Origin of the sequence: Gimesia benthica, assembly GCF_009720525.1 — a bacterium.
Lineage (GTDB): Bacteria > Planctomycetota > Planctomycetia > Planctomycetales > Planctomycetaceae > Gimesia > Gimesia benthica.
On record NZ_CP043930.1, the window covers coordinates 1,776,978 to 1,802,801 of the forward strand.

Annotated in this window: 14 protein-coding genes; 6 read left to right on the forward strand and 8 right to left on the reverse strand. The window is 50.8% G+C overall.

The genetic code is table 11. The features are described from left to right. Positions 1 to 36 precede the first annotated feature (36 nt). Positions 37 to 1,413 (reverse strand): FAD-dependent oxidoreductase, encoded by a 1,377-nt coding sequence (locus F1728_RS06795; protein ID WP_155363472.1) that lies wholly within the window; start codon positions 1,411 to 1,413, stop codon positions 37 to 39. A 143-nt stretch (positions 1,414 to 1,556) separates the two neighbouring features. Further along, positions 1,557 to 2,984 carry a DUF1501 domain-containing protein gene (locus F1728_RS06800; protein WP_149336689.1) on the reverse strand — a complete coding sequence of 476 codons (1,428 nt, stop codon included), beginning with the start codon at positions 2,982 to 2,984 and terminating at the stop codon, positions 1,557 to 1,559. A 246-nt stretch (positions 2,985 to 3,230) separates the two neighbouring features. On the opposite strand from F1728_RS06800, the gene F1728_RS06805 reads away from it, so the two are divergent. Together F1728_RS06805 and F1728_RS06810 are read left to right on the forward strand one after the other, a co-directional pair. Continuing rightward, positions 3,231 to 5,741, forward strand: a complete 2,511-nt coding sequence (locus tag F1728_RS06805; protein ID WP_155363473.1) for a DUF1549 domain-containing protein — start codon at positions 3,231 to 3,233, stop codon at positions 5,739 to 5,741. Between the two features lie 19 nt (positions 5,742 to 5,760). Further along, on the forward strand, positions 5,761 to 8,187 hold the full coding sequence (locus F1728_RS06810; RefSeq protein WP_155363474.1) for a hypothetical protein: 2,427 nt from the start codon (positions 5,761 to 5,763) through the stop codon (positions 8,185 to 8,187). A 48-nt stretch (positions 8,188 to 8,235) separates the two neighbouring features. On the opposite strand, the gene F1728_RS06815 is transcribed toward F1728_RS06810, so the two are convergent. From F1728_RS06815 to F1728_RS06830, 4 genes are all read right to left on the reverse strand, one after another. Further along, on the reverse strand, positions 8,236 to 9,894 hold the full coding sequence (locus tag F1728_RS06815) for a Glu/Leu/Phe/Val dehydrogenase dimerization domain-containing protein (protein ID WP_155363475.1): 1,659 nt from the start codon (positions 9,892 to 9,894) through the stop codon (positions 8,236 to 8,238). Beyond that, positions 9,894 to 14,012: a response regulator gene (locus tag F1728_RS06820; RefSeq protein WP_155363476.1), complete on the reverse strand. Its 4,119-nt coding sequence runs from the start codon at positions 14,010 to 14,012 to the stop codon at positions 9,894 to 9,896. The genes F1728_RS06815 and F1728_RS06820 overlap by 1 nt, the downstream gene beginning before the upstream one ends. A gap of 401 nt (positions 14,013 to 14,413) precedes the next feature. Beyond that, positions 14,414 to 16,456, reverse strand: coding sequence for an outer membrane protein assembly factor BamB family protein (locus tag F1728_RS06825; RefSeq protein ID WP_155363477.1), 2,043 nt, complete (start codon positions 16,454 to 16,456; stop codon positions 14,414 to 14,416). Positions 16,457 to 16,504: 48 nt separating this feature from the next. Continuing rightward, a complete protein-coding gene (locus F1728_RS06830) occupies positions 16,505 to 16,993 on the reverse strand; it encodes a HEAT repeat domain-containing protein (protein ID WP_155363478.1) in 489 nt (162 codons plus the stop codon). Between the two features lie 826 nt (positions 16,994 to 17,819). On the opposite strand from F1728_RS06830, the gene F1728_RS06835 reads away from it, so the two are divergent. Continuing rightward, positions 17,820 to 18,302, forward strand: coding sequence for a cytochrome c (locus F1728_RS06835; protein ID WP_194242716.1), 483 nt, complete (start codon positions 17,820 to 17,822; stop codon positions 18,300 to 18,302). 68 nt (positions 18,303 to 18,370) lie between these two features. Here F1728_RS06835 and F1728_RS06840 read toward each other — a convergent pair whose 3' ends face one another. Continuing rightward, positions 18,371 to 19,138 (reverse strand): SDR family NAD(P)-dependent oxidoreductase, encoded by a 768-nt coding sequence (locus F1728_RS06840; RefSeq protein WP_155363479.1) that lies wholly within the window; start codon positions 19,136 to 19,138, stop codon positions 18,371 to 18,373. Between the two features lie 240 nt (positions 19,139 to 19,378). Between F1728_RS06840 and F1728_RS06845 the strand changes: the two genes are divergently transcribed. After that, entirely contained in the window at positions 19,379 to 19,867 is a 489-nt protein-coding gene (locus tag F1728_RS06845; protein ID WP_155363480.1) for an SRPBCC family protein, read from the forward strand. On the opposite strand, the gene F1728_RS06850 is transcribed toward F1728_RS06845, so the two are convergent. Further along, positions 19,864 to 21,105, reverse strand: a complete 1,242-nt coding sequence (locus F1728_RS06850; protein ID WP_155363481.1) for a sialidase family protein — start codon at positions 21,103 to 21,105, stop codon at positions 19,864 to 19,866. The two genes, F1728_RS06845 and F1728_RS06850, sit on opposite strands and share 4 nt — an antisense overlap. A 218-nt stretch (positions 21,106 to 21,323) precedes the next feature. On the opposite strand from F1728_RS06850, the gene F1728_RS06855 reads away from it, so the two are divergent. Together F1728_RS06855 and F1728_RS06860 are read left to right on the forward strand one after the other, a co-directional pair. Further along, complete coding sequence (locus tag F1728_RS06855) at positions 21,324 to 22,796, forward strand: Nramp family divalent metal transporter (RefSeq protein WP_155363482.1); 1,473 nt, start codon at positions 21,324 to 21,326, stop codon at positions 22,794 to 22,796. Between the two features lie 89 nt (positions 22,797 to 22,885). Continuing rightward, positions 22,886 to 25,624, forward strand: a complete 2,739-nt coding sequence (locus F1728_RS06860) for a PSD1 and planctomycete cytochrome C domain-containing protein (RefSeq protein WP_228030534.1) — start codon at positions 22,886 to 22,888, stop codon at positions 25,622 to 25,624. The last annotated feature ends 200 nt before the right edge of the window (positions 25,625 to 25,824 follow it).

The following is a 25,824-nucleotide window of genomic DNA, read 5'->3' on the forward strand; positions in this document are numbered from 1 at the left end:
TACACTCACGGGCATTCGGTTGTCCTGTAGCCGAATTCAGACGATGGCTCCCTGCTCGCTTAATGTCGTTCTTAACTGATCGATATCCACGTCGCGCGGGGCTACTCCCTGCTTGATTGCCAGACTCGCAGCGGTTCCCGCGGCCTGACCGGTGGCATAACAGGGAGGAATCACTCTCGCCGATGCAGCCCCTTCGTGATCTGCTGAAATCGGACGGCCGGCCACCAGCAGATTCTCCACATCGCGCGGCACCAGGCAGCGATAGGGAATTTCATAATGATCGGCGTGAATCCCCTCCAGCCTTCCCCGGGGTCCCTGGGGATCGTGAATGTCGATCGGATAGGAACACTGCGCGATGGAATCATCGAACTTCCGCCCTTCGAGCACATCTGCCCCATTCAGCACATAGTCACCCAGAATGTGACGTGTTTCCCTCACTCCAACTTGAGTTCCCGTGGCCAGCAATTGTGCATTTTCCAGGCCGGGACAATGGGATCGGAAAAATCGAATCAGTTCCCACGCCTGGCGTCGACTGTCGATTTCCGCCCGGGACAGATCATCGGGATTGGTACCGTCCACGTTCTGGACACGGGTTGTGTTGACACGCCACTGCCCCGGAGTCGGCTCACGATAAATATTCAGAAACTCGCGTTCCAGCGTCCAGTCACCGCTTTCCCGGGCCTGTTTGACAATACATTCAAACAACCGCTCTCCCGGATGCAGAACTTCATGCTCCTTCATCCAGGCAATCACGCGTTCGTCTTCGACATTGCCAATTGTCAGAAACAGCGTCACCGGCATCATTTTGCCATCCGCCTTTCGCCCCACTTCAAAGGGAGCTCCGGCCTTGGCAGCAATATCGCCATCGCCGGAAGTATCAATCACAGTTCCCGCCCGGAGCAGTCCCAGGCCGGCCTTGTCCAGAATTACGATCCCGTCAATCTGCTGATCCCGCATCACCACATCAACAAACGAGGTATGGAACCGGATCCGTGCCCCCGCCTCGCAGACCATTTCCAGGGCCGCCATTTTCAGTGCTTCGACACTGAAGGGGGTCACATTGGCATGTCCGAGATCAATAAAAGAAGCCCAGGCAGAACCGGCTTCTGTCGTAGAGGGATCAACGGCTCCGCCCATCTGGACCATTTTATCGATGACCTCCTGAAAGACACCGGCCACCAGTTGCCGCTTCCCGTCAGGCGTGTAGGAGGTCATGAAGGGACCGACCATCCCTGCCGTCGATGTACCTCCCAGGAAACCATAGCGTTCGACCAGCACAGTGGACGCTCCATTCCGGGCAGCAGCAGTCGCTGCAGCCACACCAGCCGAGCCACCACCGATCACAGCCACATCGACTGTCTCTCGGAGCGGAATCTCCCATGTTTGTGTAATTGAATCAGACGACTGCGACATCACGTACTATCCCTTCGAGAGTTTTTGAATAACTACGATAGCAGTGAGCTCTCAGGGTCGCAATCTAACAACAGGGTCAGCGGAAGGGCGCACCATCCCCTATGATTTAAATACATGAGTGCAATAGTACGCCCGCTAGCTGCTCAGGCAGAGACTGGCTGCAGTTCGCGTATCGGCTTTCCGAAGGGCAGAATTGGGACTGGACGGCCCTGCAAATCGTGCAGGATATGCTCATGATCGATACCCAGGTGCCGATAAACGGTGGCCCAGAGATCGTTCGGAGTCAGTCGGCGTTCCACCGGATATTCCCCTTTCGGGTTGGTTGCGCCGATCACCTGACCGGTCTGCATCCCACCTCCGGAAACCAGTACTGACATCGCTTTTGGCCAGTGATCTCGACCGGGTTGCATGACACCAGTCTGAGTTCCCCGCTGAACTGAAAGCTTTGGAGTCCGACCAAACTCGCCCGTCACTACCAGCAGAACTCGTCGGTCGAGTCCCCGTTGATAGAGGTCTTCGATCAGAGCAGAAACGGCCTGGTCATAAGGAGGCAGTCGCCATTCGCAGTCCTTGAAGAGATGTGCATTCACAGCATGGGAGTCCCAGTTATATGCTGCCGTCTTGGGAGTCTTACTCCCCGGGAAAGGATGTTCCCAGACCATCGTGACAAACCTGACGCCTGACTCGACCAGACGCCGACCTAAGACAGCCCGTTGACCGTACGCATTCCAGCCATATCGATCACGGACCTCCTTGGGTTCCTGTGAAAGGTCAAAAGCCCGACGGACTTTTTCACTGGTCAACATGTCGATGGCCTGACGGTTAAAACTGTCCATGGCTTCCATCGAACCACTTTTGTCTACATCACGACGGAAATTATCGATCCCCTTCAGCATGGCAATTCGGTCATCGAGACGCGTTTCCATCGCTGATTTCACGCCGATATTCTGTACTTTGAAATCGGGATCGCTGGGGTTGCCGGCTACCATAAATGGAGTTGATGATGGTCCCAGATAAGCGGGCCCCATGGCAAAGGTATCAATGGACGCACGGGAAGAGTCAACCTCAGTCACACAGACCGGCATTTCATTCCCCGGTTGCTCCAGCATTTTCTTCACAATTGTATTTACAGCTGGGGCGTCATTAATAGTTCCCACTGGAGTTGCGGGAATTCGGCCGGTCATGAGACGTTTATGACCGCCACCATGATCGGCAAACTCATGATGAATCGAGCGGATCAACGTAAACTTGTCTGCAATTTTCGCATGCTGTGGCAGCATCTGGCAGACGTCGAGACCGGGAACATTGGTATGAATTGGTGAATATTCCCCACGGTACTCGACTGGTGCCCCCGGCTTCATGTCATATGTTTCCATATGAGGGGGGCCACCCGGCAACCAGACGAAAATCACGGCCGTATCATCAGTTGCGTTTCCTGCAGAACTGGCAAGCGCCTGCTGACGGAGCAAATCCGTCATACCCAGACCAAGCATACCTGCCCCACCGATTTCCAGGAAGGTGCGACGTTTCATCGGTCCTGCACAACGCTGATTTCTGGATTTGGCACTCATGAATTCATCATCCCGATCGAAATATTGCCGTCTGAGCATTTTCTTAACAAGTACGCATCAACGTATTGTAATGTATATTGCATCGTTTAGAATAGAAATTCAAGTTCAATTTAATTTCAGATTCTCCCGGAATTCATTCTAAAACTGACTGTCATCCCCTAAATACTGATTGGCAGACCAGTTAAGGTGCTACTTACAGAGTCAGTCCGGGTGAAGCTCCAGATTCCAGATATCTTGGGAAGATCGATGAAATTGAGGCAATATACGCTGCTGATTGTTTTATTCGCAGGCATCCTCTTTGGGAGGCTGGAGAAATCTTCCCATGCGGCTGAATTGGAAGTCTATCTGCCGAATCAGGACCAGAGGATTGAATTATCAGATCCCGATGCCCGCCAGCAATTATTAATCACACACATAGACCAGTCGGGTTCCGTAAGCGATGTCACGCGGAGTGTGAAATATCAGGTTGAACCACAGGGAATCGCTGTGGTCAGCCCCACAGGATATGTCAGCCCCCTGTCCAACGGATCTGCTACCATTACCGCCTCTCTGGATTCGAAACGTTCCCTCAAAATTCCGGTTCGTGTTTCTTCGTTCGAACAACGTCGTCCGGTCAGCTTCTACAATGACGTCATCCCGCAACTCACGCGGGGTGGTTGTAACAGTGGCGCCTGCCATGGCACGCCTTCCGGGAAAAATAACTTCCATTTGTCATTACTGGGTTTTGAACCGGACAATGACTTCGAGTACATCACGAAAGAATCTCTCGGACGCCGGATTAACCCGGCAGCACCAGAAACCAGTCTCTTGTTACAAAAAGCAGCTGGAACAGTACCCCACGGTGGAGGAAGTCGGTTCAAGGCGGATGGAGCAGAAATCAGACTGATCGCCCGCTGGATCCGCGAAGGGATGCGGTATGATCCGGAAAAAGAAGCGAAGGTGACGCACATCGAAATATTTCCTCAAGTCCGCGTCCTGCCCAAACAGGCTACACAGCAACTGGTCGTCACTGCTTATTTCTCTGATGGAACAAAACGGGACATCACACGTCTGGCGGAATTCAAACCAAACCAGCCTAAGATGGCAGCAGTCGACGAACATGGACTGGTGACATTAAAAGACCAGACCGGCACAACATCGGTGATGATCCGTTTCCAGGAACAGGTCGCCGTTTTCATGACGACCATTCCTCTTGGCCAGCCAACGCCTGACTTGCCGACTCCTGAGAACTTTATCGACCAGCATGTTTTTGCGAAGCTGAAAGTGCTCGGGCTTCCCCCTTCAGAACGATGTGATGATTCCACCTTTGTCCGCAGGGTGACTCTGGATATCACCGGTCGGATCCCCACATTGGAGCAGACACAATCTTTTCTGGCTGATCAGGGTACCGATAAGCGGGCTCGTAAGATTAACGAACTATTGGACAGTTCGGGCTATGCAGATCTGTTCGCGTCTAAATGGGCCGGCGTATTACGTAACAAGGCCGGTGGAAATCTGGAACAGGTTGCCCGGGAGACTTTCGGCTTTCATGCCTGGATCCGAACCAGTCTGGCCACGAATAAGCCTTATAACGAATTCGTAACAGAGCTGATTACAGCCCGAGGCAAGCCGGGGACCAATCCTGCCGTCTCATGGTACCGAGCCGTCAAAGATCCCAAAGATCAGATGTCAGACATCGCCCAGGTTTTCCTGGGGGTCCGCATTCAATGTGCGCAGTGCCACCATCACCCCTATGAAAAATGGAGCCAGGACGATTTCTACGGATTTCAGGCATTCTTCAATACACTGGGACGCAAAGAAGTTTATAAGCTGCCGGAAGACGACATCGTTTACCATAAACGAATCGTCGCGGTTGCCAAAAACCCGAATACCAATCGGGAACTCAAACCAACGCCCCTGGATGGAGCAGCCCTGGACATCCCTGCTGAACGGGATCCGCGTATCGATCTGGCTAACTGGGTCACAGGTCCCGAGAACCCCTTCTTTGCCAAAATGCTGGTGAATCGTTACTGGAAACATTTTTTCGGTAGAGGTCTGGTTGAACCGGAAGATGACATTCGTGTCACGAACCCGGCCACGCACCCTGAACTGTTGAATCAGCTGGCAGAATCATTCGTCAAATCGAATTATGACCTGAAAGCGATCTGCCGCACCATCTGTAACAGCCGAACCTATCAACTCAGCTCTTTTCCGAATCAGTACAATCAAAGTGATGAGCAGAATTACGCGCGCTACTACCCTCGACGGCTGCCAGCCGAGATGATGCTGGATGCAATGAATGATGTTGCAGGTTCGAAGAACAATTTCAATCACCAGCCGGTGGGTGTTCGGGCAGTCGCCTTACCCGATGATTCTGCTAACGTTGAGTCATTTTTCCTGCGGGTCTTCGGTCGGCCGCAGATGGACACGGCCTGTGAATGTGAGCGCACCGCCAATGCGGATCTGGCACAAAGTCTGCATCTGATTAATTCCGATACGATCCAACAGATTCTTTCCGCCTCTGACGGCCAGGCAGTCCAGTTGGCCCGTGACAAAAACGGGGACGATCAGACACGCATCAAAGAGCTGTATCTGCATGCTCTTTCGCGATCTCCCAATGAAAATGAACTTGAGACAGGGCTGGCTCATCTGCAGAAAAAAAGGAATCAGTCCAAGGCAGATCCCAAGAAATTATCTCTCGAACAGGCTGAGAAACAGGCCTATGAAGATATTATCTGGGTGATCATCAATACCAAAGAGTTCCTGTTCAACCATTAACAGTTACTGTGAAGCAAATATGAAAACCAGCACCAGGCTCATCCCTGTACTTTGTCCGCTGCTCTTCCTAACGTTATGCAATCTGGGCTCGCAATACGTGGAAGCCCAGCTCCCCACGGCAGATCTGAGGCAACTGCGTCCTTTTGCAGCGCCTGCAGGCAAGACTGTCGAACTCAGCATCATCGGTTCCAACCTGGATGACGCATCCGAACTGCGATTCTCCCATCCAGGAATCAAAGCGAAACCCGTAATGCTGCCTGCTGATGAATTTCATCCGGCTCCTCGGCCGCAGGGATCCCGCTTTGAAGTTTCCGTCGCCACAGAAGTTCCTCCGGGTATCTACGAGGCACGCGTCGTTTCTTATTTTGGTCTTTCGACGGCGCGCCCATTTGTAGTGGCTGAAGCTGATAGCCGGGAAGTTGCGGAAACCGGCAATCATGCAACCCGCGAATCAGCCATGCCTGTGGATGTCAATTCCGTGATCTCTGGTTATGTTCCCTCCCGCGGAATCGACTGGTATCAGCTGAAGGCAAAAGCGGGAGAGCGGATTCTGGTAGAACTGCTGGCACAGCGTATCGACTCACGTCTGGATGGCCAGATCATTGTTTACGATTCTGAAGGTCGCGAAATCACCCGCAACCGCGACTGGTTCGGCCGGGATTCATTTGTCGAAATCCAGCCCCAACAGGATGCCACATATTATCTGGCGATTTCTGACATTCTCTACCGTGGGGGCTCAGAACATTTTTATCGTCTGGAGATTTCTAATCGCCCTCACATTGATTTCATTTATCCGCCCGCCGGTGAGCCAGGTTCCACACAGACCTACACAGTATATGGTCGCAACCTTCCTGGTGGCAGTTACGGAAAATCTGCGGAGCTCAATGGTCACAAGCTGGAATCGGTGGAAGTGGAAATCACACTCCCTGATGTAGCAGGCCCTACAGGTAGTTTTCAACCGGGTAAACCACGCCAGGGGCTGCTGGATGGTTTTGATTTTCAGCTGGAGAATTCCAACAGGATCAAGATCGGTTATGCGACAGCCCCTGTGACTCAGGAGCAGGCCCATCTGGACCGGCAGAACGTTTCGATCCCGACGGAAATTGCCGGACGATTCGATCAGCCGAATGACGAAGATCAGTTTGTCTTTCGTGCAAAGAAAGGAAAAACCTATTGGATTGAAGCCATCGCAGACCGGATGGCTTCTCAGGTGGATCCGTTACTGATCGTGCAACAATTGACCCGCTCCCAAGCTGGTGAAGTCAGCGTGAAGACTGTAACAGAAAATGACGACCTGGCTTCCTATTTCAGCCCCCACAATAAAAATGCGATTAACCTCGACACAAATGATGCAGCGGTCTCGTTCGTCGCAGAACAGGATGGGGAGTACCTGGTGACGATCGTCAATCAGTTTGGAGGAGGCAGCGCAAAAGATCTTTATCGTCTGGCGATTCGAGAACCCAAGCCAGACTTTCATCTGATCGCGACCACAGAACGCCCGCTGCCTACCAATCGTACGGGTTACTCTGTCACCCCCCTGCTTCGACGTGGAGCCAACTGGGGAGTGCGGATTATCGCTCCTCGTCAGGATGGCTTTGCAGGAGATATCGTTGTAACGGCAGAGAACCTTCCCAACGGTGTCACTGCCCAGCCTCTGACGCTCAGTGGAAAGACCGACCATGGAATTCTGATCCTCTCTGCAGATGAATCAGCCAAGACATGGGCTGGTGAAATCCAGATTAATGGAACTGCCCAGATCAATGGCCAACCTGTGATGAAAGAAGCACAGTTTGCGTCCCTGATCTGGGGCCACATCTTTGCCGATGCGATTCGTGTTCGCTCCCGACTCACCACAAGCATGCCTCTGGCAGTGAATGAACATGAGACGGCGCCCGTCATCATTTCTCCAGCAGAGGACAAAGAGTGGACTGTTGAATTGAATCAGAAACTGGAGATTCCCATCAAGCTGACCGGTAACGGGAATCGAACGGGTAACCTGACGATAGAGCCGCACGAACTGTTTGGTATCCAGCGCAATCCTCCTACTGTAAATATTGGAGAGAAAGACACGGAAGGCAAGCTGGTCATCGATTTCAGACCCAACGGGAATTTCAAGGCAGAACCGGGACGATATCAGTTTGCACTGCTGGGTGTGGGCGTAACACAGTATCGCCAGAATCTGCCAGCCAGTCAGGCTGCGAAAGCCGAACTCGAGCGACTCGAAAAACTGGTCGTGCAGCTCAAGGCCGATGTTGAGTCCAGCAAAGCGGAAGCAGCCAAAGCCAAAGCGGCCTCTGACAAACTGGCTCGCGCTGAGAAACTCGTAGAACAGGCGGCTCGGACAGCAAAATCCGCAGAAGCAAAGTCAGCTCCTGCTAATACGAAATTCGCAGCCTGGTCGAAACTGATCACCGTGAATGTCGTCGAACCAGCTAAGAAAAAATAGACTGTCTTTTATCCCACTGTTCGTTTCCCGCTGAAATTGCACTTTTACTTATGGGAACAGACCGCGCGCCAGCTTGGCCTGCGCGACGCGTTCAATCCCTTCCATGAGTGCCGCCGTCCGCATGTCGACGTTGTTCTTCTCCGCGCGGTTCAAAGTACGCTGAAAAGCATCTTGCAGAATGCGTTTCAATCGTTGATTGACTTCATCCAGGCTCCACATATAGTTCTGCGTATCCTGCACCCATTCGAAGTAAGAAACAGTCACCCCACCCGCGTTTGCCAGAATATCAGGGAGTATGAAAACCCCTTTTTCATTGAGTACCTCATCAGCTTCCAGCGTAGTAGGCCCGTTAGCACCTTCCGCCAGTAGACGGCAATTAATGCGATCTGCATTTTCTGCTGTAATCTGATTTTGCAATGCAGCAGGTACCAGAATATCACACTCCAGTTCGAGCAGTTCCTGGTTCGTGATTTCATCTCCTTCAGAATAACCTTCCAGAAAACGGTTCTGACTCACATACTCAAGCAGTGAGGACATCGAAAGCCCATTACGGTTATAGATGCCCGTAGTTGCATCACTGACACCAATGATTTTCACGCCCAGATCACTCAAAAACTGGGCAGCATGACTGCCCACATTTCCAAACCCCTGAATCACAGCCGTAGTCTCACTGAGATTCATCTTCAGATGATGGGCCGCTTCTTCAATCAGATAGACGACGCCTCTCCCTGTCGCTTCATTACGTCCCCTGGCCCCCCCGAGGACGACCGGCTTACCTGTCACAACTGCCGGCACAGAGTAACCTACTTGTTGGCTGTACGTATCCATTATCCAGGCCATCACCCGTTCGTTGGTTCCCATATCGGGAGCAGGAATATCTTTCTCGGGACCAATAATCGGACTGATTTCGGTCGCAAATCGTCGGGTGAGACGCTGCAGTTCATGCCCGGTTAACCCCGTGGGATCGATGCGTACGCCCCCTTTGGCTCCACCAAAGGGCAGGTGCACCAGGGCACACTTCCAGCTCATCCACATCGCCAGTGCTGAAACTTCTCCGAGGCTGACATCCTGATGATAACGAATCCCCCCCTTGGTAGGTCCCATGGTCAGAATGTGCTGTACTCGATAGCCGAATACAGTTTCGACTTCGGTATAGTGGTCTCGACGAAATGGCAGTGTCACGACCAGCGTTCGTTGCGGAAACAGTAACCGCTGGCGAATATTATCGTCCAGTCCCATATATTGGGCCGCCTTGAGAAACTGCCGCTGCGCCAGCCTGAACATCGGCGAATCCCATTCGGCATCCCGCACACGTGTCCGCTCAATCGCATAACGCAAAGAACGTGTTAGCGAAGTTCGGCTCAGCTGTGTCTTAACCAGATAATCCTGGGCCCCCGCCTCAACCGCCTTCGCAGCCAGTTTCACATCATCCAGGCTCGTGACAATTACGATCGGGATCGAGGGAACAAACGAACGGACCCGGATGAACGTATCCAGATCCTCGCTGTCAGGCAGTGTCAAATCCAGCAGAATAATGTCGACCGGAACTGCTTCGAGCAGTTTCAACCCATCCTGGAGAGATCCTGCATGCTGTAATTGAAATACGGGTGCCCGGGATTCCCCCAACAGGGTTTTCACCAGTCCTACATGAATCGGGTTATCCTCAATGAACAATACTTTGACGCCACTTCCTGATGCGACATTCATTATTTATTTCCTTCCAGAGCGGTAGAATCAATGTGAGCAGAAACAGCTGGCAGTAACCGGTCGACTTCCTGTTCCAGGGCAGGCAGAGCTTCGCGCGCTTCCGTCAGCTTTTCCTCTTTTCCAAGTAACTCCAGCTCCAACGCGGCATCGGCAGCATGGTGTGCTTCAAAAACGGCAGCTGAACTTTTAAGTGTATGAGCGGCTCGCCTTAGTGACGAAGCATCCCCCTGTTGTATTGCATCCCGAATTTCGTTCAGCAATTTAGGGGCTTCCTGCAGAAATAGTTGTCCCAGTTCGCTCAAGGCTTCAGCAGGTATTTCTGATTTCTCCATTGCCTGCTCCCAGTTCAATACATCGTCATGGGAATCCTGTTCTTCAGACGGGTTCATGATTAACTCCTCTCTCGATTCTTCCCCCTGGGTTGTCTCGTGTTCCATCTGAATCGAATCAGCCTGCTGTTCTGACTCTTCAGGTGTGGACTCATTTTTTACAGCTGCGAGTTGGGCATTCATTTGCAGTGTTTCTTCAATCATCTGGTACAGTTCTCGCACACGCACCGGTTTAGAAACGTAGCCGTCCATACCGGCCTCAAGGCAGCGTTCCCGGTCTCCCTTCATCGCATGTGCAGTCATCGCAATGATTGGTATATGTTCCTCGCATGTCTGTTCGTAGTCTCGAATTTCGCGCGTCGCTTCCAGACCGTCCATCTCAGGCATCTGGACATCCATTAGAATGAGATCAAAATGAGCTGTTTTTCTCTGTTCGACCGCCTCTTTCCCGTTGGTCACGACAGTAATTTCGTGGCCATGGGGTTGCAGCAGGGCCAGCGCCAGTTTCTGATTCACGATACTGTCTTCTGCCAGCAGTATTTTTAAAGGCGGAATACGCTTACCCAGTTCAGCCGTTTTCAATCGCGTCGAATGATGATCTGCTCCGTTAATTCCCAATGTCTCTGCAATCGAGTTAAACAGTTCCGATTGCTTGAGAGGCTTAATCAGGTGCGCTGCAATTCCGAGTTTCTTGCAGCGGGAGATCTCCCCTCTTCGGTCACTGGAAGTAATCATCATAATGACTGCACTTCCCAGTTCCTTATCCTGTTTGATCGCTTTCGCCAGCGAGAACCCATCCATCGTCGGCATATTCGCGTCCACCAGTACGAGATCGAAAGGTTCACCCACCCTCACACGGGCATGCATCGCTTCCAGAGCATCTTTCCCACGCGTGACGGTTTGGGGTTGCATCTTCCAGTTAGAGAGCATTTCTTCCAGAATTTGACAGTTAGTGAGGTTATCATCAACAACCAGCACGCGCAGGCCATCCAGGTCAGCTTTGACCAATGGTTCACTGGCGGGGACTTCTTCCTGTGTCAGCTCAAAATGAGCTGTAAAATGAAATGCACTCCCCTGATCGACTTCACTGATGACCCAGATTCGCCCCCCCATTAAATTGATCAGGCGGGAAGCAATCGCCAGGCCGAGTCCAGTACCGCTGAAACGACGGGCCATCGATTCATCAACCTGCTCGAAGGCCTGAAAGATTTGTTTCTGTTTGCTTTTGGGAATTCCGATACCCGTATCACGCACGACGAAGTGCAACAGAACGTCTCTCTCTGATTGAGATTCGACATTTACATCTACGACTACTTCTCCCTCATCCGTAAATTTGATGGCATTTCCGACGAGATTGACAATGATCTGTCGTAAGCGGTAACGGTCACCAACGATGGTATCAGGAACTTCCGGTGCCAGATGAAATGCCAGTTCCAGGCGTTTGTGATGCGCGCGAACAGCCAGCGATTTCATGGTATCTCCCAGATTTTCCCTCAGATGGAATGCGGCCTGATCCAGATCGAATCGGCCTGCTTCAATTTTGGAGAAATCCAGAATATCATTGATGACTGCCAGTAAAGATTCCCCCGATTCCTGCACCATGGTCATGTATTCCCGCTGGGTGGGGTTCAGATCGGTATCGAGCAGTAATTCGGTCATACCAATTACGGCATTCATGGGAGTTCGGATTTCGTGACTCATCGTTGCCAGAAAAGCACTTTTTGCCTGGCTGGCAGCCTCGGCAGCTTCTTTAGCCCGTTTGAGTTCTTCTTCGGCCCGTTTGACTTCCGTGATATCATGCACAAAAGCAGCAAACAGGAAATTGTCCCCCTGCCGCACGGGAGTGATCGTCAGCTCCACAGGAAATTCGTGGCCATCCTGATGCAGAGCTGAGAGTTCCAGACGCTTGTTAAGAACAGGGCCTTCACCTGATGCAAGAAATTTTTCGACCCCCTGCATATGTTGCAATCGATAGCGTTCCGGAATGATGGTCTCTACCAACGATCGTCCAATCACCTCCGGTTGAGTCCATCCAAAAGTCGCTTCCGCCTGTTCATTCCAGTCACAGATTCGACTGTTCTCATCGATACCGACGAACGCTTCGTGCGTCGTCGCCAGAATTGCCCGGTTTTTCTTATCGCGTGATTCCAGTTCTTCCTGTGTGGCTTTCGCTTCGGTAATATCGTGCATTACGATCACGCCACCACGCAGATCACCACGATCATTCTTCAATGGACGTGCAGTCACACTGATCCAGGTTCCGTCAGGAATATCGGGATTTTTGAGAAAGAGAATCGAATCATCGAGTGACTCTCCCCGCATGGCCCGCGCCAGAGGCAGATCCTCGGAAGGACACATCGAAACTCCATCTGCAAGGTAACAGCCATAAATCTGTGACCACTTGGAAGGATCTACATTCTGCGGTCCGATACCAACAATCTGCTCTGCAGCCGGGTTCCAGAAGACGGAATTCCCATCCTGATCCGCAACGATCACTCCATCTCCCATGCTGTCCAAAATTGACTGCAGGATTTGAGTCTGGCGACGCAATTTCTTTTGGGAGGCGTTCAACTCCGCAGTTCGTTGTTCGATCCGTTCCTCCAGTTGATCCCGTGAGGCTGCCAATTCAGACGTCATATGATTAAACGCAGCCCCCAGCATCCCCACTTCATCTGTCGAAGTGATCGGCACCCGGACATCCAGATTTCCACGAGCAATTTTCGATGCAGTATCGGCCAGTCCCAATACCGGCCGGGTCACTCTCCGGGCAACCAGAAAAGAGACCACCATTCCGAAAAAAACGAGCCCAAACTGCAGTCCCAGTAACAGATGACGTAAATGTGTTACGGGAGCGTAAGCCTCTGTCAGATCTATTTTGGCTACCATTCCCCAGGGAGCATCATCACTATTAGGCTGATAATCTACAGGACGGTAAGAAACAAGCACTTCATCGCCACTGTAATGCATAACCTCGGATCCGCTTTCTCCATTCAGCGCTTTCTCCATGGCAGGCACTTCTTTGAGCTGTACCGATCGTTGCATGCTGTCTTCCGGGGTTAATAAATATCGGACCTGATCCCCCTCTCTGGTCGCGACCAGAAGTGCTCCCGTGTCCTGCAACCCCGTCCGATTCGTCAGAATCCGCTCCAGAGGAGTGACATCGAGCCAGACCATTAAAACGCCGATCAGATCCCCCGCTTCACTCTTCATGGGAGCCATGAGGTAAGTCACATACTTACCATCCACTTTCTGTGGATAATCCAGCTGGGGATGTTCTTTCGCTTTCAGAAATCCAGGATCATCGGCAAAGGTCTGATTGAGATAATTGTCACTCGTCGCAGTGATCACAGTCCCTTCCGGATTCACAATCCAGAGATCTCGAAACTCGGAGGTACTCCCCGAAATAGTATCTTCCAGTATCCGCTTTGATTCTGACTGGAAAGCATCCTCATCGAGAGTTCCTTGTTCGAAGTCTTGAATCAGCTCCCTCAGGTGAGTCCGACTGGTAATCAACGCAGCTCGATCCAACTGCTGTCGCACATATCCTTCGAATAATGCAGCCCGGTCACTGACAACCAGTTGAAGGCGGACGCGGATATTATCGTGCAGAATATCGCGGGCAAAAATATAAGCAAGATGCCCCAGAATACCGGCAGTGAGCACCACAACAATGGCCACAAACAGCGTGTTCTTTAAGAGCAATGATCGCCAGAAAGAAGGTGGCTCAGCTGTGAACGAACGCTGATCGTCTGGCGGTGGGACGGGATTCTGTTGTTCGGAAGCGTACATGTAACTGCCCTTCCTCTCCCCCGATACAGCTCTGCCATGCTGGGAAAGTTTTAACCGCTCCCCCAACCTGAAAACAGAGGCTCTTGCCTGATGGCAATGCCTAAGCTGATTGCTTACTGTATCGGCCTAAGTATATTGTAGGCAACAACCTTTGTTTTGAAAACAGGCTGTCTGACGGAATATTACCCCGCTCATCTGCAATGGATTCTGTCACAACAATTCTCCCCTGGTAAAACAGCGACAAACCAATCGCACCATATCCCCCCTGGACGTAAGCATCATAGAAATCGACACTTACAGGCATTCATCAGACTTCCGTATTGAGAATAAGTCGTTCGCCTGTCTGCTGATAAAAGCCCTGTTCAAAATGGAGTGAAGTAATATGAATCTCCTTTTAGAGATCAATAACGCAGCCAGAGGACGAAAACTCCACTAGCATAAAAACAGGTAAATGTAATCAGTTTCAATAGCAAAACGAAGCACACCTGTAGCGGTGTCTGAGGTTTCAAATACCATTCCGAGCAACCTGCAGGTAACGCCCCGATGGGTCCCGCCAGGAACGCCCATTCGAAGACGAGGCTCAGCCGACGACAGATTAAAAAGTAGAAAGTAAATACACCGATTAAACCGATAAGTGGCCCATAATCTCGCCAGATGGCAGCCCGTTGGCCTTCCCTGCGAAACTGGACAGACTCCAGTACAGGCTCGGTCGCAATATAGAGACACAACGGCCACGTGAAAATAAAATCCTGATACCAGAGACTGATCCAAGTGGTTCCGAGTGCCCCAGCCAGAAATGCCATGATGCGGTATGAGCGGATCCACACCCGCCTTCGATATTGAGCCGGTATCCACCAGATTGGGACCGCGGCCAGCATCAGGCTGACGATCAGTAAACCGAGAGACCAGTAGTACCATCTGAAAAGCCATTCCGTCGAAGGCAAATCGAAAGCGTACTCCGGTTCCACAGACAGGATCTGTCCCGCCCAGTCGTAGTAAGCTTCCTGCGGAATATCAGCCAGATTCAATGTGGCCTGATCGGTCGCTAACAGATCAGGATCCCCGATATAAACACAGGCGGCCCGGGATTGATTTCGAATAAATACGCAACCACTGTGCAGCACCGGGGGCGTCCAGGTTAATTCTCCTGAAAGAATCGAACATCGAGCCAGAATATCACATTGTTCGGGATTCTGACGAAGCAGGATCAACTCGCCTCGTTCATTAAGGAGAATCAGTTTTCCATCAGCGACAATGATGCCGGATTGTCCCAGCTCGTCAGAGATGTCATTAGTTGATCGTTCGGGGCGTCCAGATCCCTGCTCCCATAATTCTTCGCCCGTCAAAAAATCAATACAACGAAACTTACCTCGAGAAGGACGCTGTGTTTTTGACTGTTGATCAAAAATATCAAAACCGTAAATCCTTCCATCCACCAGCACACTCGATAACACATCATTGGACATCACACGAGAACGCCAGACTGTTTTCAACGGTTCTAAGTGTGGAAACTGATCCGGTAGTTCTAATAATTGAGAGCCAGAACGAAATGGAGCAGCGAGCCAGAGATACGGTTCTCGATAAAGGGGCCAGGCGGAGTGCTCGTCATACCCTTCGGATAACTCATGTTCGAGCAGCAGCTCTCCTGTCTGTAGATCATGGATAACCAGGGCGTTCTCCAGATAACCCACCACCAGTTTTTGCCCCTTACGTTCAATCGGAAATGCTGGACAGTAACTGGCAGGTCGATTGCCTGCCTGCCAGACGGTCTTCCCATCGTTGAGATTCAGGGCTACCAGACTGGCATCTGGCCCGCCCACTGGTAAGATGACCAATTGATCAACGACTGTCGGCGAACAAGCATAACCAAATCCGTCTCCCCCTGTACCATGAAACTCTTCCAGTACATTTCTGGACCAGATCAGTTTCCCCTCATCAGCATCCAGACAGCCGATGAGTCCACTGGGTGCCGCAAAGAGGACCTTTCCAGCGACCAGCGTGGGGGTCGCCCTTGGTCCGGGATAAACGCCAGCCAGTTCATAGGGCCAGTCATAACGGTACTGCCAGATCGTTTTTCCCGTTTTTGCTTCCAGACAATACACGTATTGTCCCTGTAAAGTCTGGGCCTGGGTATAGACGCGATTCCTCTGGGCGACGAAAGCAGAATATCCCTGTCCCAGTTCTTTAACCCACAGAACTGGAGGTCCCTCTTCAGGCCAGCTGTCCGCCAGATTTATTTCCGGAGAATGCGCATCAAAATCAGGGCCCCGAACATCAGGCCAACCACGATCTTCCACATCAGAGGGTAAAAAGGGATTTGGATCGTTCGCCTGCCCGGGTTTTGCAGTTAAGAAAAACAGAAAGCAAACCGTCGCCAGGATCTGCATCCTGGGGGTTAGCAGATCCTGTTTTGACCGCTTCTTTCTGCAGAAAGAAAATTTCACAGGCAGACCTTCTGAAATGAAGGTGCGGGAATTGATAAATCGAACAGGCTATTTAAGCTTTGAAAGTGCCTTTTCGGATTCAACCGGAACCAGCAGAGACGAATCAAGCGACATCAGCGCTTCAACCACAGGGGTCAACGGCTCACGTAGTTTTTCGTCATCTGATGCCAGATGATGCAACACAAAACAACCACCGTCCCGGAACCGGGCTGGTTCATGAATCAATGCCCGCAAGAGGTGAGGCACTGAATCGTTACTCATTCCAATTAAAGCAGAAGCAGCAACAAACCGCACACTGTCGTCGTCTGCCAGGATCTCGATCAATGGTTCGACTGCAGCAGGATCTCGGATTTCTCCCAGTGCTTTGGCTGCTTCCCAGCGCATAGTCTCGGAAGAATGATCCAATGCATTTATCAAAGCCGGAACCGCATCTGATCCTGTTTGAACTAATTGATGACGCGCTGACTGTCTGATCTCTCCATCAGAGCTGTCGAGCTGAGAAATCCAGTCTGTGAGTTGACTTTCGTTGATTGCCATTGATCTGCCTCCTGATGCTGTTCTTAAGAAAATCAATATTCTCCAAAGGTCGAATTAAACATTACATTAATCCTACCAAAACATCCTGATTATACCATGCCTTCAACAAAGTACACCAGTCTTTGCTGAGCAAAGAACGGCGGAAGGAACCTGTCAGCCCCGTCTTGACTAATTGAATCTCACGAAGTGCAGACAGGAATCAGTTGTGATCAGCGACAGGGATAATTAAAATTTAACCTGACAAATATGTCATCTGATATATATACTCGAACGATTTACTGAGATCCATCAGGCGATTTGTATGACCTACATCCCCAGCAGAATTTTGATAATTGCATTGATTCTGCTTTCCATTTGTTTTCCCCTCCCGGGTGGGCATTCACACCAGGGAATGGCTGAAACTGAGCTCGCCACCCATCTAAGACTTTACCATGCATGCGACCACTCTCCCCTTCTTCTCAGAAGTTGGCACTCCCATTCATCCCTGCCACTGCCCATTTCAGGTTTCATTAATGCATTTCCTGGAGTGGAAGAAAGTGAAGCTGCTTGTAAGAAACGACTCAATCAGCAAAAGCAATTCGAATCGGGTAGTCTGAGGCAAATCCTTTGTAACGTAGATGGCAATTCAGCAAGCCAGACTACATCAATCCCGATTCATCACCTTTCAGAAATCGGCTGTCCCCTCTTTATGCAACTGAATGTTCAATTAATCTAACATCGCCTTACTCAGAGTCAGCTGTAATTTTTTCATCCTGACAGGTTAAGCCTGCAGGAAATGTAATATCCAATCTGAACTATCGTTTCATTTAAATTTAGAGAGAATCAAATGCATAGAATTAATCGAAAATCGTTGTTCGGATCTATCGTTCTATTGGGGTTGGGAACCGCCCTGGTATGGTCACAGTCAACACAGTCTCTCGCGGGACCAGATTCGAAGAAATCGCAAGCGGGTGTACCCGTTGAACCCGATATGCACGAATTCATGGAATATGTCTTCCAGCCGACCTACAAACGGCTTAAGCAGTCCATCGCGACAGAACCTGAAAACCGCAAGGCCTGGAAATCCATCAAATCAGATGCCCTCATCCTGGCTGAAGGTGGGAATTTATTGCTTCTGCATGAGCCGAAAGATAACGGCACCAGCTGGAACACACACAGCGTGAATGTCCGTAAGGAAGGCGGACTGCTTTATAAAGCAGCGAAAGCCAGCGACTTCAAAGTTGCTCGCAAGCATTACGAGGCCATGCTGAAAAACTGCAACGCCTGCCACCAGGATTTTGCAGATGGCGAACATCAACTGGCTCCTTGAGTCTTTTGAAAAACGTTTCCATATATAAAATGCCTGACAGGGACCGAAATTCTTGTCAGGCATTTTTTTCAACCACTCTTCTGTCGTGGTCGTGGAATCACAGAAGCCAATCCACCATCGATTCCCAGAATCTGACCTGTCATCCAACTGTTCTCCGGGTTCACCAGCCATTCTATCAGCGAAGCGACATCAGCTGGCTCCCCCAGTCGATCCAGGGCATGCATCGAAATCGAAGTCGCTTCCGCTGCTTCTGATTCCCACAAATGACGAGTCATATTCGATTTGACCAGACCGGGAGCCACCGCATTAACTCGAATCCCTCGACTGGCATAAGTGGCGGCCGCTGACAGGGTTAAACCGGCAATACCAGCTTTGGCTGCAGCAATGGCTTCATGGTTTGCGATTCCAGCTCTGGCAGCAGCGGATGAGATCAGAACAACCGAGCCACCATTCTTACGCATAACCTGCGCAGCACTTCGGACTGTTATGAAAGCGGATGTCAGATTCACAGAAAGAGTTTGCGCCCATTCTTCATCTGAGGTTAGGTGAGCGGGTTTCAACAGCACAGAGCCGATGCAATTAACAACACCATCGACGCTTCCATATTCAGCTTCTGCCTGCTTCAGGCATTCATCAATAGTTTGTGATTCTGCCGCATCAATTCGGCATGAAGGAGAATCCAGTTCCTTGGATAATTGATCCAGTTTCTCCTGATCACGTGCCCCGAGCATCACTTTATGCCCGCCTTTGATCAGACGTCGGCTGAGTTCAGATCCAACGGATCCAGTTGCCCCCAGTATCACATAGTTCCGTGCATCGCCAACAGTAGCAGACATATCTTAATCCAGCTTTCAAATCAATGTGCACTAGTAATATTAAGTGAGTTGTGCATTTCAGAGTGGTATTAATCAAATCTGAAAAGAGAGCCCTACCTTTTTCACCGCTCGGGACAATAATCACACAGTGGGCATAAACCTTATTACTGTCAGCTTGATAGTCGGCTGATGGCGTATTTCAATCCCTGAACATCAATTTTTAATCTTCACGTCGACAAGCTTTTTGGGATCACATCAGACATGCTGAAAATAAGTAGAAATCCTTCGGGGGACTACGAACTGGAAACTGAGATCGTCATCCCCTGCCCCATCATGGATGTATTCGAATTCTTCGCGCAACCTGAGAATCTCGAGACAATTACTCCCCCCTGGTTGAATTTCAAAATCATCACTCCGGGGCCGATTGTGATGCAGGCTGGTGCTTTAATTGACTATCAACTCAAGCTGCACGGTATCCCGCTTCGCTGGAGGACAGAAATCACTGAATGGGTCCCCGGAGAACGGTTTGTTGATACACAACTGAAGGGTCCCTATCGCTTGTGGAGGCACCTACACACATTTGAAGAACACACTGATGGCACACTGGCCAGGGACCATGTGACTTACTCCGTCTATGGAGGTGCTCTCATCAATCGCCTTTTTGTGCAAGGCGATGTCGAACGGATTTTCAAATACAGACTGGAGCGGCTCAAGAATTTTGAGTTTGCAACGACCAGCCAACAGGGTTAGTCATCTTTTGACTTTCCGGAAGGAGTCGCCCGGCTGATCAGCATCTTGAGTCGGGATTTCGGCCCTGTCAGTTTGCGAGCCATGACATCCTGCTCAGTAAAACGGGCCAGCAAGATTTCTCCGTCAGTGGACCGGTTCCGATCATAAGAAATATAAATTGTTCCATCCGGTGCCTGAAATCCATCGGGATAAGAAATCCCCTTCCGTTCATCCAGCACCAGCCCCCCTTGCCAGACCTTGCCGTCATCCTCTGATAACCAGGCACTCAATTGAACCCGGCCTTTGTGCGCATCAATTTTGTCACCATGCTTGATTAACAGCAGTCGCCCCGAGGCTAACCGACGGATGTGAAAGCGGGCATTCGGCTGTTTAATCTGGGGAGGTAATGATGGCTTTGCCCAGGTTCGTCCACCATCCCGGGATGTTGTCTGCATAATGCCTTTACTGGTCCGGGCCAGCATCCAGAGAGTACCGTTTTTACGTTCAACGATCATGTGTTCGTGCCAGTCCGGATTGGGAAAACGCGCGGCCCCCCTGCGTTTCCAGGTTGCCCCTTTATCAGTGGATACAAACACATTTGCACCTCGCACAGGGTCCAGTTCTTTAAAACATCCCTTGAAAGGACCGAAACCTTCCCGCTGATCGAGGGAAATCGGCAGCATCCATTCTCCATTAGAGAGTACCGTTGGTTTATTCAGTGTGACCCCATGCCAGATACGACGCGGCTCTGACCAGACCGGTACGTCAGCATCGGGGTTATTACAAACGGTGGCCCAGACCCCAGCTCTCCCGTCAAACATGTGCATTGACTGATCAAATATCAGCCACAAACGTCCTTCAGGATCGGTCCAGAGATTTCCTACTAGAATACTGCGATCCATGGGCAAATCTGCTGAATGTGAATCGAGGACCAAACGGGGTTGTGACCAGTTCTCTCCATCATCATCACTTGTCGCCAGCACAAAAAATGCCTTGGGGCTATCCCCACCAGCTACCCAGCAGGCCCAGAGACGCCCTCCTGGGGTACGTTCAATCCCAATCGTCATGCCGTAATCGAGCTTATCGTAGCCATATTCAGGTAGCGGAGACGTATTCAGAGCAGGCGGAATCAGCGCCAGATCGGCAATCTTTTCCATACGCTCGATTTGATTTACCGACTTCGTTTGGGGTTCGGCTGCAAAGAGTCCCGCACCGAACAAGAGCCCACAAACACCTGCAACAATCATCGAATGTTTCATAAAACTGATGCCCTGTTTTATTGAATGACTCAAAAGACAATTCTTTGTCTGTGATCATTATGGCAAATCACCAGACCGACAACCAGGCGCGAACTTCACATTGAGACTCCGCACCGCCCAGGAATCAAATAAAACCTTGCTGATGTTTAACAATCTGTTAGAGTCATGCCATATTGATAACACGGAAATAAAGTACTGAGGGTATCAGCGAGACTGGAATGAGCAACAACATTAGTCCTCAATCTGCAAGGATCACTGGCGATCTCGCTCCCTGGAGCGAAGAGGATCTGCCAGCCCCGCCTCCTTTTTCGATTCGCAATCTGTTTCGTACAATCGGCCCGGGGGCCATCCTGCTCGCAGGTTCCATTGGTGGCGGCGAGTGGCTGATTGGTCCTACAATTACTGTCAAATACGGTATGAGTATTCTCTGGATTGCGACAGTCGCGATTGCTCTTCAGCTTTTATTTAATCTGGAGGCAATCCGTTACACACTCTATACCGGAGAACCCATTCTGGTGGGTATTATGCGTTTGCGTCCCGGATCTAAGTTTTGGGCGAGTGGTTACATCTTTGCTACCCTAGCGCAACTGGGAGTGCCGGCTCTGGCAGCTGGATGCGCCTCAGTCCTCTTCGCGACATTTGTGGGTCGGATAGCGGGTGACGGAGATGCGACGGCACTTCATCTGCTGACATATCTGGTGATTACAATTACGGTAGCTATTCTACTCTCAGGAAAAACAATTGAGCGGATGCTGGAGTACTTTTCCTGGGTGATGATTACCTTCATCTTTTCCTTTCTGATTACCGTCAACCTGCTGTTTGTTCCCTTCTCACACTGGTTGAAAACGCTCTCCGGATTTGTCCAGTTTGGCTCACTCCCTGCCAACCTGGATCCGCTTCTGCTGGCCACATTTGCAGCGACTGCGGGATCCGGGGGCATCGGGAATCTGGTAATAACCAACTGGTATCGCGATAAAGGTTTCGGCATGGGTGCCAAAGTCGGATCGATTACCAGTGCTTTCAGCCACAGTGAAATGCAGCTCTCGCCAGTCGGAAAAGTGTTTCCACTCACTGAGGAAAACCTGAATCACTGGCGTTCCTGGTGGAAATACGTCTCCGCAGACCAGGTCTGGCTCTGGGGGCTGGGTTGCCTGCTCGGCATGTTCCTGAATGTGAATCTCGCAACCGCCGTCATTCCGGAAAACACCAATATGGAGCATCTGGCTGCGGGAGCATTTCAGGCACGTTTCATGGCAGAACAACTCTGGACTGGTTTCTGGTGGTTGGCTCTGTTGAACGGATTCTGGGTGCTGATGTCAACTCACCTCAGTAACACCGATGTGCTCATTCGAACGGTAACGGATATCGTCTGGGTAGCCAGCCCCCAGTTGCGGGAACGACGTAAGATGAGTGTCAGTCGGCTCTATTATCTGTTCCTGATGATTGCCACAGTCTGGGGTCTGTTTGCCGTACACTGGGGACACGCTATTTCACTGTTTAAAATCCTGGGCGCTGTAGCAGGTCCTGTCCTGGCTGTTGCGGCGATTCAGATCCTGATTATCAATACAAAACTCCTGCCGCAACAACTTAGGCCCCCCATCTGGCGGCGTGCTGCTCTGATTGTCTGTGCCATCTGCTATGGCAGTCTGTCTGCTGCGTTCATTTGGGACTTGTATTTGTCTCTTAAATGAGCAAAACTACACTATAGTCTTACAGCAGCGTTCATAGATTTTTGGAGCATCTCGACATGCCCTCTCTGCCGCTGATCAAAATATCCTGCATGCCCTCTCGACTAACAGCCATCTCAACAGGATTGATGTTGCTGTTTCTGGTTCGTGCTCCCAGTCTCTCCCATGCAGCAGAACCTGATTCCCTGATCCTCTACGAAAACCGTATTCGTACCATTCTGAATAATAAATGCGTGCGCTGTCATGGTCCCAGCGAAAAAAAAGCGGGACTGGATCTCAGCACTCCCCGGGGAATTCTTAAAGGCAGCGAATCTGGACGTATCCTGCAAGGAGGCGCTGTTGATGAAAGCCTGTTATTCCAGATGATCGAGGCTGATGAAATGCCTCCAGACGAAAAAGACCATCTCAGCGCAACAGAGCGCGAGACAATCCGCGCATGGATTCAGACAGGTGCCCATTTCAGGGAATCCGTCAAAACCATACCAGCGGTAACACAACATGATATCATCCCTCTGCTCCATCTCCGCTGTGTTGCCTGCCATGGAGGCCGCCGCCAGGAGGCGGGTCTGGACCTGAGGACCAGGCAGTCCATTATGCAGGGTGGGAAATCCGGCCCGGTAGTCGTTTCAGGTAATCCAGAAGCGAGCCTGCTGATTCAACGGATTAAAGCTGCCGAGATGCCTCCCAGGCGTAAACTGGTCTCAGTCAGTGTCAAACCGATAGAGGCGAATGAGCTGGAACGACTCTCCCAGTGGATTCAGCTGGGGCTCCCCGAAGTTAATGATTTTGAGATGACGGAATCAGAGACTCTCGTCAGTGAAGAGGATCGCCAATTCTGGTCTTTTCAGCCTCCAGTTCGAGTTGAACCTCCTCACGTGAAACAGCAGCACCGAGTGCAGAATCCCATTGATGCATTCATTATCAACAAACTCGAAGACGAAGGGCTTACATTAGCTCCTCCAGCAGACAAACGTACGCTGATCCGTCGTCTGTCGATTGATTTAACAGGTCTGCCACCCACTCCGGAAGAAATCGACAAGTTTTTAAACGATGAAGATCCCCAGTCCTATGAAAACCTGGTTGACCGCTTGCTGGCATCCCCCCGTTATGGTGAGCGCTGGGCCAGACACTGGCTGGACGTCGTCGGTTATGCAGATTCGGAAGGGGCGCAAAATGAAGACAAGCTGCGTCCTCACATGTATCGCTATCGTGACTACGTGATCCGCGCATTGAATGAGGATAAACCCTATTCACGATTCCTGCAGGAACAGATTGCCGGTGATGAACTTGTCGATTACCAGTCCGGAAATATCACACCCGAAGTCTATGATTGCCTGGTAGCCACTGGTTTTTTACGAACAGCTCCCGACAGAACCTTCGCCAACATTACCAATTTCGTACCGGATCGACTTGAAGTCATCTCAGATGAAATTCAGATCCTGGGTTCAGCCGTCATGGGGTTGACCATCAAATGCGCCCGCTGCCACTCGCATAAGTTTGACCCGATTCCGCAAAGCGACTATTACCGACTGACAGCCATTTTCAAGGCGGCCTATGACGAACATGACTGGTTAAAATCACAGGGCCCTCGTACCCTGTCTCATGTCAGCCAGGAAGAACATCAGAAATATCAGGAACACGAACGTCAGCTGTCTCGACAACAGGGGCTACTACAAAAAAAACTTACCCAGTTGGATCCGACTAAACCAGACTATCAACAAAAAAGTACAGAAGTCAAAAAACAGATCGCCGCCCTGAAAGACCAACACTGGCCAGCCCCTCGGATTCGCGCCCTCTGGTCCCGAGAGTCCCCATCGCCCACCTATATCTATAAACGAGGAAACTATCTCACACCGGGTCGTCCGGTCGAACCAGGTGTGCCTGCTGTCTTAACCAGTGTGGATGAATCAATTAAATTTGATCAAGTATCCGCTAATGGAAAGCCAGTCGGTCGTCGGCTGCTCTTCGCCCGCTGGCTGACTCAATCCGATCACCCACTGACAGCACGGGTGATGGTCAATCGAATCTGGTTACATCATTTTGGACGGGGTATCGTCAATACACCTGGAAACTTTGGCCGTGCAGGAGAGCGCCCGACACACCCGAAACTCCTTGACTGGCTGGCAACCGAATTCATTCGCCAGAACTGGAGTATAAAGGCCATCCACAAGCTCATGGTCACCTCCAGTACTTATCGACAGTCTTCTGACATTTCTGACGAAGCAGCCCGACTCGACCCTACGGGAAGCCTCCTGTCCCGAATGCCACTCAAACGAATGGAAGCGGAGGTTCTCCGTGATTCTCTTTTGTTAATCTGCGGTCAATTGGACGAAACCCCGTTCGGGCCGGCAGATCCGGTTGAGGCTCGCGCCGATGGTCTGGTGACATCCCGGCGGGGTAAAGCTGGATGGCGCAGAAGTATCTACGTTTTACAGCGTCGCACCAAAATCCCGACCCTACTGGAAAACTTTGATTTCCCTCAAATGGGACCTAACTGTATTCAGCGTGGAGAATCGCTGGTGGCTCCTCAGGCGTTGCATCTCATGAATAACGAGATGATCCACCAGCTAGCGGTCTACTTAGCTGGAAATATCCAAAACACTGTTGGTGACGACTGGGAGCAACAGATCCAGCAGATCTACCTGAGAGCACTGGGCCGTGAACCAGATCCTGAAGAAACCAGAGTAGGCCTGGAAACGCTTCAGTTGCTGGAAGAGAAGTGGAATACTCAACTGAAAGATAAGCAGACATCCTCAACCAGCGTTCAAAAAGCATTAAGCAGTTACTGTCACGCGATATTCAATCTGGCTGAATTCCAATACATCGATTGAATCAGAAAACCCCAAACTGAATATTCCAGAGAACGAATGTCAGACATGAAACAGGAACATCTGAGCGAAAATCATGTAAGCAGACGCAGTTTTTTCGAGCAAGTCGGAACGGGACTCCAGGGTGCTGCATTAACCTGGCTCCTGCAGCAGGACCTGTATGCCGAGTCTACAGCTCCTGAAACGAAAAAACATCAATTTTT